The sequence below is a fragment of the Cognatishimia sp. WU-CL00825 genome (genome assembly GCF_040364665.1).
Lineage (GTDB): Bacteria > Pseudomonadota > Alphaproteobacteria > Rhodobacterales > Rhodobacteraceae > Cognatishimia.
This window is the reverse complement of record NZ_BAABWX010000001.1, coordinates 451,706-464,420: the sequence shown is the minus strand read 5'-3', so window position 1 is coordinate 464,420 and position 12,715 is coordinate 451,706. Positions and strand designations below refer to the sequence as shown.

Annotated in this window: 13 protein-coding genes; 3 read left to right on the top strand and 10 right to left on the bottom strand. The window is 55.3% G+C overall.

What is annotated here, in order from left to right; genetic code table 11:
• Positions 1–79: 79 nt before the first annotated feature.
• From nusB to ABXG94_RS02245, 4 genes are all read right to left on the bottom strand, one after another.
• Complete coding sequence (nusB, locus tag ABXG94_RS02260; protein ID WP_353532050.1) at positions 80–565, bottom strand: transcription antitermination factor NusB; 486 nt, start codon at positions 563–565, stop codon at positions 80–82.
• Positions 562–1,113 (bottom strand): 6,7-dimethyl-8-ribityllumazine synthase, encoded by a 552-nt coding sequence (locus tag ABXG94_RS02255; protein WP_353532049.1) that lies wholly within the window; start codon positions 1,111–1,113, stop codon positions 562–564. The genes nusB and ABXG94_RS02255 overlap by 4 nt, the downstream gene beginning before the upstream one ends.
• 5 nt (positions 1,114–1,118) lie before the next feature.
• Positions 1,119–2,237: a 3,4-dihydroxy-2-butanone-4-phosphate synthase gene (ribB, locus tag ABXG94_RS02250; protein WP_353532048.1), complete on the bottom strand. Its 1,119-nt coding sequence runs from the start codon at positions 2,235–2,237 to the stop codon at positions 1,119–1,121.
• 152 nt (positions 2,238–2,389) lie between these two features.
• On the bottom strand, positions 2,390–2,977 hold the full coding sequence (locus ABXG94_RS02245) for a riboflavin synthase (protein WP_353532047.1): 588 nt from the start codon (positions 2,975–2,977) through the stop codon (positions 2,390–2,392).
• A gap of 137 nt (positions 2,978–3,114) precedes the next feature.
• Between ABXG94_RS02245 and ABXG94_RS02240 the strand changes: the two genes are divergently transcribed.
• The 3 genes from ABXG94_RS02240 (at position 3,115) to ABXG94_RS02230 (ending at position 7,641) form a co-directional block, all read left to right on the top strand.
• A complete protein-coding gene (locus ABXG94_RS02240) occupies positions 3,115–4,407 on the top strand; it encodes a capsule polysaccharide biogenesis protein (protein WP_353532046.1) in 1,293 nt (430 codons plus the stop codon).
• A gap of 97 nt (positions 4,408–4,504) precedes the next feature.
• Positions 4,505–5,638: a polysaccharide biosynthesis/export family protein gene (locus ABXG94_RS02235; RefSeq protein ID WP_353532045.1), complete on the top strand. Its 1,134-nt coding sequence runs from the start codon at positions 4,505–4,507 to the stop codon at positions 5,636–5,638.
• Positions 5,638–7,641 carry a capsule polysaccharide biogenesis protein gene (locus tag ABXG94_RS02230; protein WP_353532044.1) on the top strand — a complete coding sequence of 668 codons (2,004 nt, stop codon included), beginning with the start codon at positions 5,638–5,640 and terminating at the stop codon, positions 7,639–7,641. Before ABXG94_RS02235 ends, ABXG94_RS02230 begins: the two co-directional genes overlap by 1 nt.
• Positions 7,642–7,646: 5 nt before the next feature.
• On the opposite strand, the gene ribD is transcribed toward ABXG94_RS02230, so the two are convergent.
• The 6 genes from ribD to rpoD form a co-directional block, all read right to left on the bottom strand.
• A complete protein-coding gene (gene ribD / locus ABXG94_RS02225; RefSeq protein WP_353532043.1) occupies positions 7,647–8,747 on the bottom strand; it encodes a bifunctional diaminohydroxyphosphoribosylaminopyrimidine deaminase/5-amino-6-(5-phosphoribosylamino)uracil reductase RibD in 1,101 nt (366 codons plus the stop codon).
• A gap of 10 nt (positions 8,748–8,757) precedes the next feature.
• Entirely contained in the window at positions 8,758–9,225 is a 468-nt protein-coding gene (nrdR, locus tag ABXG94_RS02220; protein WP_353532042.1) for a transcriptional regulator NrdR, read from the bottom strand.
• A gap of 122 nt (positions 9,226–9,347) precedes the next feature.
• On the bottom strand, positions 9,348–9,767 hold the full coding sequence (locus ABXG94_RS02215) for a secondary thiamine-phosphate synthase enzyme YjbQ (protein ID WP_353532041.1): 420 nt from the start codon (positions 9,765–9,767) through the stop codon (positions 9,348–9,350).
• A 102-nt stretch (positions 9,768–9,869) separates the two neighbouring features.
• The gene (locus ABXG94_RS02210; RefSeq protein WP_353532040.1) at positions 9,870–10,286 is read right to left on the bottom strand and encodes a thiol-disulfide oxidoreductase DCC family protein; all 417 of its coding nucleotides are present in this window, start codon (positions 10,284–10,286) and stop codon (positions 9,870–9,872) included.
• A gap of 33 nt (positions 10,287–10,319) precedes the next feature.
• On the bottom strand, positions 10,320–10,592 hold the full coding sequence (locus ABXG94_RS02205) for an HlyU family transcriptional regulator (protein WP_353532039.1): 273 nt from the start codon (positions 10,590–10,592) through the stop codon (positions 10,320–10,322).
• Between the two features lie 76 nt (positions 10,593–10,668).
• On the bottom strand, positions 10,669–12,648 hold the full coding sequence (gene rpoD / locus ABXG94_RS02200) for an RNA polymerase sigma factor RpoD (RefSeq protein ID WP_353532037.1): 1,980 nt from the start codon (positions 12,646–12,648) through the stop codon (positions 10,669–10,671).
• Between the last annotated feature and the right edge of the window lie 67 nt (positions 12,649–12,715).

Sequence of the window (12,715 nt, the reverse complement as noted above, 5' to 3'; positions counted from 1 at the left end):
ACAAAAGAAAACGCCCACCCCACGATTTGCGTAGGCTGGGCTAAAAATCAACTTTCACCGCTATCTGCCACCGATCGAACTAAAACGCTTCTGGTTTGGCCTCGCGCGCCATGTGATCCAGCACGCCATTCACAAACTTGCTTTCTTTGCCATCCGGAAAAAACGCCTGCGCGACCTGCACAAACTCGACAATCACCACCTTTGGCGGTGTATCCATTTGGGTCAGTTCAGCCCCGGCCACGCGGAACAAAGCACGCAATGTTGTGTCGATCCGCTTTAAGGGCCATTTTGCCACCAGCGCCCGGTCTGTCATCTGGTCCACCAGCGCTTGATTGTTCACAACTTCTTGCAACAGGTTGGAAAACAGCGCCACGTCGCCTTCAAGCATCTCATAGTCTTCGAAAACCTCACCAAAACGGTGGTCCAAAAACTCGACCCGCACCTGATCGAAGGTCTGCCCAGATTGCTCCATCTGATACAGCGCCTGCACGGCAAACAGCCGAGATGCGGATTTCATCTTGCGTTTCTGGTTGCCGGAAAGGCCGGATTTCGTCTCAGAGGTCATGCGGTCGGTGTGCCCTTGCTATCACCCGCGATCTTGATCTCATCAGAAGTCGGCAGAAATCCGACTCCCTTACGCGGGCCGCCCCATTTGCGCGAAAGCGCCAGCAGATGCAAGGCCGCAGCGGCGGCTCCACCACCTTTATTTTGCGCAGCCGGGTCCGCACGCACCTCTGCCTGGGGCCGGTTTTCCACTGTCAGGATGCCATTGCCAATGCAAAGCCCTTGCAAACCAAGCAGTTGGATGGCGCGGCTGCTGTCATTGCACACCGTATCGTAATGGGTTGTCTCGCCGCGAATAACACAGCCCAAAGCCACATAAGCGTCAAAGTTGCTCATATTTTCGGCCATTCCAATCGCAGTTGGAATTTCCAAGGCCCCTGGCACCTCGACCACCTCATATGTGCCGCCACAGGCTTCGACCTCGGCCACAGCACCAGCAATCATATTGTCAGCGATATCTTTGTAATAAGGCGAAACCACAATCAAAACCTTAACGGCCTTGTCAAATTCCGCCCGTGGCATGATGTAATGTTGTTCTGCAGCGGCCATGGGCTCTACTCCACTTCAATGGGACGTGTATCAACGATTTCCAGATCATAGGCTTCAAGACCCAGATAGACCGCCTGCGGTGAATTGGTCAGCAAGATCAACCGGGTCAGTCCAAGATTATTCAGGATCTGCGCCCCAATGCCAATCTGCTTGACCGTGCGCGGGCCATCATCATCTTCTTCAAAAAGTCGGTTCTTAGGCGAGCGGAACAGGCAGACCACACCGCGTCCAACCCGATCTACAGTTTCCATGGCAGAGCGCATTTCATCCGCGCGTTTTGCACCCAGACCCAGCATGTCTTTTTCCACCTTCAAAGCATGGGTGCGCACCAATACCGGTTCATCAGTTGTGATGTCGCCTTTGATCAAAGCAACATGTTCGACCCCATGGGTTTGGTCGGTGAAAATCCGCATATCCCAGCTGCCACCAAACTCTGACTCCACCTTGCGCTGATCGGTCTGCACAACCAGATTGTCGTTTTTTGAGCGATAGGTGATCAGGTCGCTGATCGTGCCGATCTTCAATCCATGGGTTTTTGCGAATTCGACAAGGTCAGGCAAACGCGCCATGCTGCCGTCTTCTTTCATGATCTCGCAGATCACCGACGACGGGTAATGCCCTGCCAATCGGCTGACGTCACAGCCTGCCTCGGTGTGACCCGCGCGCACCAAAACGCCACCGCGCCGTGCGCGCAGCGGAAACACGTGGCCCGGCGTGGCAATATCAGCAGCGGTGTTTTGCGGATTGATCGCAGTGGCCACCGTCAGCGCCCGGTCTGACGCAGAAATACCGGTGGTCACCCCTTCGCGGGCTTCGATGGACACTGTAAAAGCCGTTTCATGCCGCGATGAATTGTGCATCGCCATCATAGGCAGGCCCAATTCATCAATGCGTTCCGCTGGCAGCGTCAAACAGATCAATCCACGCCCATGGGTTGCCATGAAATTCACCGCATCCGGCGTGGCAAACCCGGCGGGAATAACCAAGTCCCCTTCGTTTTCGCGATCTTCGTGATCCACAAGTATATACATCCGCCCCTGACGAGCATCTTCGATGATATCTTCAATCGGACTGATCGCGGCTTTCAGCGCAGCCTCGACGGGTCCGGGGGTCGCAAAACTCATGTGCGGGCCTTTCTAAGAAATTGCCCCCTGCAAATACCTCAAGCCCGGGTAAATGACCAGTAGAGCAATTTCATAAGAATGGCGTAAGAAACACGTGAAGATCAGGCGAAATTCCTAAAGAAACCCAGGGATTTCAACTGTCTCACGCCACCTCAGCTCATTTCAGCAAGCCGCGCCACATAGCGCGCAAGCGTGTCAATTTCCAAATTAATCTCGTCGCCCACCGAAACATCGCCCCAAGTGGTCATTTCCTTGGTATGTGGAATAAAGTTGATGCCAAATTCACAATCATCAACGTCGTTAACCGTCAGCGATGTGCCATTCAATGCCACAGATCCCTTGGGAGCAATGAACCGCGCCAACGCCTTGGGCGCGCGCAGGGTGACGCGCGTGCTGTCACCTTCGTCCATCATCGCAACCACCTTGGCCACACCATCCACATGGCCCGAAACGATATGCCCACCCAATTCGTCACCCACCTTCAAGGCACGCTCCAAATTCACGCGTTTGCCAGCCACCCAGTTGCTCAGGTTGGTCTTGGAAACGGTCTCAGCCGAAATCTCGACGTCATACCAATCATCACCCAGAGCAATCACAGTCAAACACACGCCGTCGCTGGCAATTGATGCGCCCATATCAATGGTTGACGTGTCATAGGCGCAGGCAATCCGAGCCCGCAAATCGCCGCGTTGCTCCAGCGAACGCACTTCGCCAATATCGGTGATGATGCCAGTAAACATATTCCGCTCCGTTCAAAATAGTGCCCAAGAGGTAACGCCCCACCGACTTTAAAACAAGACGCCTTACTTTTGCCCATCAAGTTAATTAACGATTGGAAAAAGACGACGTGATAAGTTGTCAAAAACAGGCAGAAAAAATGAAGCAGGTCAGCGACACAGATCGCGTATTTCTATTCCTACAGGGTCCGCATGGGCCTTTTTTCCAGGGTCTTGCGGCGATGCTGCAAAATTCTGGTGCTAAAATCTGGCGCGTTGGCTTCAACGCGGGCGATGCGTTTTTCTGGAAAAACAAGGCCAGCTTGATCCCCTATAAAGGTGCACGCGCAGACTGGGCTGAATTCTTTACCACGCTGTTGACCGAAAAATCCGTCACCGACATTGTCCTTTATGGCGACACCCGCGAAATTCACGCACAAGCTGTACAAATTGCGCGTGCCAAGGGGCTCAAAATCCATATCTTCGAGGAAGGCTACCTGCGACCCTTTTGGGTCACCTATGAACGTGATGGTTCAAACGGTCATTCGCGTCTGATGGATATGAAGATCCCTGAAATGCAAAAGGCCCTTAAAGGGTCTGATCTTGATCCACCCATGCCCCCATCCCATTGGGGTGACATGCGCCAACATGTGTTTTACGGCGCGCTGTATCATTGGTTTGTGATGTTCAGGAATGGCAAATTCGCCAATTTTCGCGCCCACCGCGCCCTGACAGTCACACAGGAATTCCGGCTCTATTTGCGCCGCTTCTTGCGCATGCCTTTTCACGCCATCGAACGCCGCTTGGCAACACGCCGCGTGCGCAACGGTGGTTTTCCCTATCATTTGGCCCTGTTACAGCTTGAACATGATTCAAGCTTTCAGATGCATTCGCCCTTTTCCACCATGACTGAATTTCTGGAATTGGTGATCGAAAACTTTGCCAAAGCCGCTCCAAAGCACCACCATCTGGTGTTCAAGGCCCACCCACTCGAAGATGGGCGCGTGCCGGTACGTCGCCAAATCCGCGCGCTCGCCAAACAATACGGCATCCTCAAGCGGGTGCATTTTGTGCGCGGCGGCAAACTCGCGCAATTGCTCAACGAGGCCCGCACCGCCGTCACCGTCAACAGCACCGCAGGCCAGCAAGTCCTTTGGCGCGGCATTCCACTTAAGATTTTTGGCAAAGCCGTTTACGACCAGCCTGAATTTATCTGCAACCAATCGCTCAGCAGCTTTTTCAAAGGGGCCATTCGCCCTGACATGATGGCCTATCGCGAGTATCGCCGCTTCTTGCTTGAAACCAGCCAGGTCACCGGTGGGTTTTATTCTCGCAGCGGCCGGCGTCAACTGCTGCGCCATGTGGTGGATATGATGCTCTCACCCGAAGATCCCTATGATGCGCTCGCCTCTGGCACAGCGGCTCCAAGGCAACAGTTGCGGTCGGTAAAATAATCAACACAAGGTCTAGCGCTGGATTTTCTCGGTGCATTCCGGTATCTTACAAAAAAAATACTGAGGCAGAACAATAACAGGTCGAGGAGACCGAGCAGTGAAACCCCAAACTTCCCGTTGGGCGAAGGGTATCGCCCTGATCGCGGCTTTGGCCGTTGTGTCATCTTGTGGCCTGCCCCGTCCAGGCCCAAACAAACGCGAAATCTATGCAGGTTCCGTGCAGAAAAAAGGCGACGCCTTTATTGTCAGCGTCAACGACAGGGTGACGCGCGCAACCGCTGTTGCGCCAGCGCTTGGCTTTAGCAGCGCCTTCAAAAACGCTGGCAAGCTTGGCTCAGACACCATTCGCCCCGGCGATATTCTGGCCCTAACAATCTGGGAAAACGTCGACAAGCCACTGTTAGGCCCCGAAGGTCAGGTGGCTGCTGTGCTCGAAGAAGTACAGGTTGATGGCGCTGGATTTATATTTGTACCCTATGCGGGTCGCATTCGCGCCGCAGGCAACACACCCGAAGCCATTCGGCGCGTGATCAGGTCCAAACTCGAAGAACAAACGCCAGATCCGCAAATCGAAGTGCGCCGCGCCGCAGGTGACGGGGCCACGGTTTCCGTTGCGGGCGCTGTCACAGGCCAAGGCGTCTATCCCATCGAACGCCCAACCCGCACTTTGGCCAATATGCTGGCGCGTGCCGGGGGCGTGACCATTTCACCAGAAATCGCGCAGGTCACCGTTCTGCGCCACGGTCAAAAAGGCAAAATCTGGTTCCAAGACCTCTATGATAATCCGCAACTTGATATCGCCCTGCGTGGCGATGACCGGATTTTGGTCGAGGCTGACACCCGCGCCTTTACCGCGTTAGGGGCCACGGGCACCCAAAGCCGCGTAACGTTTGAGTCTCAAAACTTGTCCGCGATCGAGGCGATTGCTCAGGTTGGAGGGTTGAATTCGGCGGCCGCAGATCCAACTGGCGTCTTTGTCTTCCGCAACGAACCCGGTGTAATCGCCAACCAGGTGATGGGTCGCGATGATCTGATCGGCGCACAGCGTCTGGTCTATGTTCTGGACCTGACCGCCCCCAACGGCATGTTCCAAGCCCGCGACTTTGTGATCCGCGATGGCGACACGCTTTACGTCACCGAAGCGCCATTCACCACATGGGACAAAACCATCGCGTCTATCTCAGGCTCGGCCACATCTGTCAGCTCACTGACCTCGCTGGGCGGAGGCTGATGACAGCGGTCAAAACCGCAAATAACATCACCGCCGGGAAGTCCTCTTCCCGGCGGCTTTTTGTTTATAACGGCGGGTTTCTGACCCAGAAACGCATCCGCCGTATTTTAAAACTCAGCGGCTATGACATCAGCCTAGGCCTGCCCGGCCCAAAAGACTTTGTCGGGGTTTGGGGCCAAAGCCCCACCGCGCATAGAGGCGAAAAAATCGCTCAAAAACAAAGTAATACCATTCTTCGTGTCGAAGATGCCTTTCTGCGCTCCCTCTTTCCTGGCCGGTCCGGCGACGCCCCAATCGGGCTGTTCCTTGACCACCAAACCGTGCATTTTGATCCCAGCAAACCTTCGGATCTCGAAGAACTTCTGGCCACTCACCCGCTGGATGACACAGCGCTGCTGAACCGCGCGCGCGGCTGTATCGCCCGCCTAAAAGAGGCGCATCTCAGCAAATATTGCGCCGTCCCGCTGGATGTCACGCCCCCCAAACCCGGCTATGTGCTGGTCATCGACCAAACCCGCGGCGATGCCTCGGTGACCGCCAGCGGTGCAGGTGACGCGCATTTTCAGGAAATGCTGGTGCTGGCACAGGTCGAAAACCCCGGCGTGCCGATAATTATCAAGACCCACCCTGAAACCCATAATGGCCATCGGGATGGCTATTTTTCCACCAAAGACACCAACGAACGCATCCAACTCTGGGACAGCCCCATCAGCCCGTGGTTGCTGTTTGAAGGCGCGGTCGCGGTTTATACGCTGTCGTCGCAAATGGGGTTCGAAGCCATATTCGCGGGCCATAAACCACGGGTCTTTGGCCAGCCGTTTTATGCCGGCTGGGGGCTCACCCAAGACGAACGCCCTGTGCCACGTCGCCAACGCAGTCTGACCAAGGCCCAGCTTTTTGCCGCCGCAATGATCCTCTACCCCCGCTGGTATGATCCTTGCCTTGACCGCCTTTGCCCCCTCGAAGACGCCATTTCGTATCTTGAGGCACAGACCCGCGCTTGGCGCGAAGACCACCAAGGCTGGAACGCTCACGGCATAAGGCTTTGGAAGCGTCGCCACTTCCAGCGCTTCTTTGGCGCACATAAATCACTGACCTTTGACAGGCCACAGGGTGCCGCGCCCAATCTGACCTGGGGCAACAAGCCCTGCGCAGGCACCACAACCCGCGTCGAAGACGGCTTTTTACGCTCGCGGGGTCTTGGCGCAGAACTTGTGCCTCCACTTTCGCTGATTTGCGATGATCTGGGCATCTACTATGACCCGGCCAAACCCAGCCGCCTTGAAACGCTGATCACCCAGCGCGCCACGCTGCGCCCCGACCAGAACCTACGCGCCGAAAACCTAATGCGCAGCCTGATCAAACAGGGGCTCAGCAAATATAATCTGGCCGACCAGCAGGTCCAATTGCCCAGTGGCTACAAGATCCTCGTGCCCGGCCAGGTCGAAGATGATCAATCCATTCTGTGCGGCACCGACAAAATCGCCACAAATCGCGCACTTCTCAAGGCCGCACGCGCCGCGCACCCAGAGGCCGTGGTGATCTATAAACCGCATCCGGATGTGGTGGCAGGGCTGCGCAATGGCGCGATTGACGACGCCCACAGCCTAGCTGATTTGGTGCTAACGACTGGCAATATTGCCAGCCTGCTCGATCAAGTCGACGCGGTTTGGACCATGACTTCGCTCACCGGCTTTGAGGCCCTGATCCGCGGCAAAAAAGTGACCACCTTAGGCGCGCCATTCTATGCCGGATGGGGCCTAACGCAGGATCTTGGCAAGGTTCCGCTGCGGCGGCAGGCCCGCCCGACCCTGCTTGGGCTGGTACATGCCGCATTGATCGACGCCCCAAGATATTTCGACCCAATCAGCAAACAACCCTGTTCTGTGGAAACCGCCGTTCAACGCCTGTCGTCTGGCAAAATCCCACATCCGGGTCTGGCCAATCGGCTGTTGTCAAAGCTTCAGGGCGCGATGGCCAGTCATCGCAGCCTCTGGCGTTAAAAGGCCTAAGTCTGGCTTCGCCGCCATAGGCTTAACATGTCTTGGCCCACCCGTGATTGGTGCCGCAATGCAAATCGTGGGGCCTGAGCCAAACGATCAAGCCCCATTCCGCCAATCGCCGGGATACCCTCTGCACCAATGGCCGCGCCCGCCGTGAAAACCGCCAGTTCGTCCACCAGATCCGCGCGCAGCAGTGACGCTGCCAAAGCCCCGCCACCCTCACAGAACACACGCGTCAATCCCTGGGCCCCCAAGGCCTGCAACACCGAAACGGGCGACAAATGCACCCCCTGCTTGTCGCAGGGCAACAACGTGGCCCCCAACCCGCGCCAGGTGCGCAACAATTCCGCATCCGCCTCGTGGCCATGCGCCAACCAGACCGGCACATCCTTGGCGGTGCGCGCCAGCGTCGACATCAAAGGCACATCCAATCGACGTGACACAACCACGCGTACCGGCTGATGCGTCACACCAAGGTCACGCACCGTCAGCGACGGATCATCCGCGCGGGCCGTGCCAGCCCCAACCATCACCGCATCATGCCGCGCCCGCATCGCATGTACCATACGCCGCGCCTCAGACCCGGTAATCCACTGGCTCTCGCCGCTTGATGTGGCAATCCGCCCATCCAATGTGGTCGCAAGCTTGAGCGTCACAAAGGGCCGGCCCTGTTCGGTTTTTAGAAAAAATCCCTCAAGATCATAACCCGCTTCGTCGGCCATAACCCCGGTATCAACTTCAATGCCTGCCGCACGCAGCATATCAAAGCCCTGCCCGGCCACACGCCCGTCACTGTCCTCGACAGCCGCCACAACGCGCGCAACACCCGCATCTATTAGCGCTTGGGCACAGGGCGGCGTTTTGCCATGATGCGCGCAGGGTTCCAACGTCACATAGGCTGTTGCCCCCTTGGCCGACACCCCCGCTTGCGCCAATGCTTCGGTCTCTGCATGCGGACGTCCACCTGGTTGTGTCCAACCACGGCCAACAATGCGTGCGCCCTGCACAATCACACAGCCCACCGCTGGATTTGGCCAGCAGCGTCCTTGCCCTCGCCGCCCTAATGTCAGGGCGAGCGCCATATAGCGATTGTCACTTTGGGTCACACCTTCGAACTCACTCGTCAGGTTTTACGTCCGGGCGCAGCTCAGAAACGAACTTGTCAAAATCATCTGCCGCCTGAAAATTCTTATACACGCTGGCAAAGCGCACATAGGCCACAGTGTCGATACGCGCCAAAGATTCCATGACAATTTCGCCAATGGTTTTGGATTGAATATCGGTCTCACCCATGCTTTCAAGACGGCGCACAATGCCCGAAATCATCTGGTCCATGCGCTCGGGTTCCACCGGACGTTTCTGCAACGCGATACGAATAGAGCGTTCCAGCTTATCGCGGTCAAAATCTTCACGTCGGCCCGATGATTTCACCACAACCAAATCACGCAACTGTACGCGCTCATAGGTGGTAAATCGTCCGCCGCACGCTGGGCAAAACCGCCGGCGTCGAATTGAAACGTGGTCTTCCGCAGGCCGAGAATCCTTCACCTGCGTATCAATATTTCCGCAAAACGGGCAGCGCATGAAAATCCCCCAGAAATTAACGTGCCAAGAATTTTGGGGCGACCCCCAACTTATCCACAGCCACTATAGGTCAGCCGCTAGAGTTTGGGTAGAGCAGAAATGCACCCCCTAGATGATGAATTTTAAGCCGAAATATGCGCCGCGATTTGCCGTTGATGCGGGTGATCCCGATGCTCAAACAAATAGATCCCTTGCCAGCTCCCCAAAGCCAACTGTCCATTCATCACTGGAATGGACAGCGAAACCGGCATCATCGCCGCCTTAATATGCGCGGGCATGTCATCAGGGCCTTCATAGGTATGGGTCAAGTAAGACATCGATGCATCCGTTGTCGGCGGCACCAAACGCTGAAAGAAATTGCGCAGATCGGTCTGAACTTCGGGGTCGGCATTTTCCTGGATCAGCAACGAGCAAGACGTATGGCGCACAAACAGCGTCAACAGCCCCTGCTTCACGCCCTCTGTGCGCAGCCATTCAGACACCGACCGGGTAAATTCATACAAGCCCTGCCCATGGGTGGCGACGCGAAAAACCTGTTGCATGTCCTATCCCTTACTTGCCGTTTTTAAAGCACGCTGCGCCACAAACCGCAGAAACACTCACTTGGAAACCATAAAGGCATCACCGCCAAGCGAACTCATTTTCTAACCGCCGCCATCCGGCAAAAACCGGCCTCTTGTGGCCTCTGTTGGTCGCATACAAACATCTGAACGGCCAAACACCCGATATCGATTGCGCGCAATCAGACCATAAAGACGGTCTTTCAAACCTTGTGGCAAAAACCGAAGAACCGTAAAAACCCGCCAGGGCCAGCCCAAATGCCGCAGGATTTCGCAGATCGCGTCAAGTTTCTGGTAAACCCGTCCGTCCTGCAACAGCAGCAAGGTGTCTAAATTCTCGGTGGGCAGCCCCAAAGCGCCAAACTGTGTTTGACCAAACGGGCTTTGAGCGGTCGCAAACTGGATCAGTTCGGCGCGATCACGCTGCAAAACAAACCGAAAAAACCCGGTACATAAAACACAGGTTCCATCAAAAACAACCACGGTATTCTGCTGCGTCATAACGCTTCAATTTCCCGCTGTAACTGGCAGGTATCAGAAGGAAAAAAGCCTCTCGCCCTGCTGATCAATAAACTGCTTTGCCTTCAGCAATGACACCTCTGTCGCTGCCTCTGCCGTCGGAAAGGAATCCGCGCGCACCATCTGATGCACCTTCACTTCGCCACCAATTTCTTTTTCAATCCGCGCGCCCACACGATACACCGCCCCATCCTTTTGCGGCTCTGCAAAGATCAGAAACCCCTCATGGGTGACGGGCTCAGGTTTTTCAGCGGTTTTTGCGCCAAATAGTTTTGAAAATAGAGACATGTTTTGGCTCCGGTAGGTGGCAGGTGGTCCAAAGAAAATCGCCCCTCTTAGAATGAACCAAGAAGGGCGAAATTTTTTACTGATCCAAGAAACTGCGCAACTTGCGGCTGCGGCTTGGGTGTTTCAGTTTCCGCAAGGCTTTCGCTTCGATCTGACGAATACGTTCACGTGTCACGCTAAACTGCTGGCCCACTTCTTCCAACGTGTGGTCGGTGTTCATGCCGATGCCAAACCGCATCCGCAAAACCCGTTCTTCACGCGGCGTCAGTGATGCCAGAACCCGTGTCGTGGTTTCCTTCAGGTTTTCCTGAATGGCGGAATCCAGCGGCAGAACCGCGTTCTTGTCTTCGATGAAATCGCCCAGTTGCGAGTCTTCTTCGTCGCCAATTGGCGTTTCCAAAGAAATCGGTTCTTTCGCGATCTTCATGACCTTGCGCACTTTTTCCAAAGGCATCTGCAGCTTGTCTGCCAATTCCTCGGGTGTTGGTTCGCGGCCAATTTCGTGCAGCATCTGGCGGCCCGTGCGCACCAGCTTGTTGATCGTTTCGATCATATGCACCGGAATACGAATGGTGCGCGCCTGATCGGCAATCGACCGGGTGATCGCCTGACGGATCCACCATGTGGCATAGGTCGAAAATTTATAGCCACGACGGTATTCAAACTTATCAACAGCCTTCATCAGGCCGATGTTACCTTCTTGAATAAGATCAAGGAATTGCAGGCCACGGTTCGTGTATTTCTTGGCAATCGAAATTACCAATCGCAGGTTGGCTTCAACCATTTCTTTCTTGGCCTGACGGGCTTCTTTTTCGCCCTTCTGAACCTGCTGCACGATGCGGCGGAATTCAGGAATATCCAAACCAACATAGGTGCCGACTTGGGCCATCTCGGCGCGCAATTCAGTGACCTTGTCAACAGAGCGTTCCATGAACATTTGCCAGCCACGGCCCGGCTTTTGTGACATGTCCTCAAGCCAGGTTGGGTCCAACTCGCGACCCCGGTAGGCCTCGATGAATTCCCGGCGGTTGATCCGCGCCTGATCCGCCAATTTCACCATCGAGCTGTCAATAGACATGATACGACGGTTGATGCCGTACAGCTGGTCGATCAGCGCTTCAATACGGTTGTTGTGCAGGTGCAATTCATTCACCAGCTCAACGATTTCGGCGCGCAGCTTTTGATAGGTCGCTTCTTCGCGGGCCGAAAATGTATCATCTTCATTCAGCGTGGCCGATATCCGGCTGTCCTGCATTTCAGACAATTGCGTGTAATCTTCGGCAATGCGGTCCAGCATTTCCAGAACCCGAGGCTTCAGGGCCGCTTCCATCGCCGCAAGCGACATGTTGGCCTGTTCGTCCTCGTCGTCATCATCATCTTCGACAATCGGGTTGCCATCCGCATCCAATTCCGGACCTGCGTCTTTCTTTGGGGCAGCGGCCACATTGGCGGTGGCGACAACAGGCTCTTCTTCGGCCTCTTCGTCCATCTGATTGCCAAAGGTGGTCTCAAGATCGATAACGTCGCGCAGCAAAATATCTTCGGACAAAAGTTCGTCGCGCCAGATGGTGATCGCTTGGAATGTCAGCGGGCTTTCACAAAGCCCGGCGATCATTGTATTGCGGCCCGCCTCGATACGTTTCGCAATCGCGATTTCGCCTTCACGGCTCAACAGTTCAACCGAGCCCATTTCGCGCAGATACATGCGCACCGGATCATCTGTGCGGTCGAGCTTTTCAGCTGTACCCGAGCCCAACGTGACTTCGCGGTTCGCCGAGGAGGTATCCACCAGCGCCGTGGTCTTCTGTTCTTCTTCGTCGACTTCTTCGTCTTCGATAATGTTGATGCCCATTTCAGACAACATCGACATCACGTCTTCGATCTGTTCAGAGCTCACCTGATCGGGGGGCAGCACCTTATTGAGCTGATCATAGGTGATATAGCCCTTTTCCCGTGCCTCAGCGATCATCTTCTTGACGGCGGCCTGGCTCATGTCGAGCGACATTTCGGCATCCTGATCGTCAGATTTGCGGTCGTCGTTGTCTTTTGCGGCCATGCGCTGCTCCTGAAAAGAGGGCTGGGTGATTCGTTAAACCGAATCATTATCGCGATTCAGTGATTCG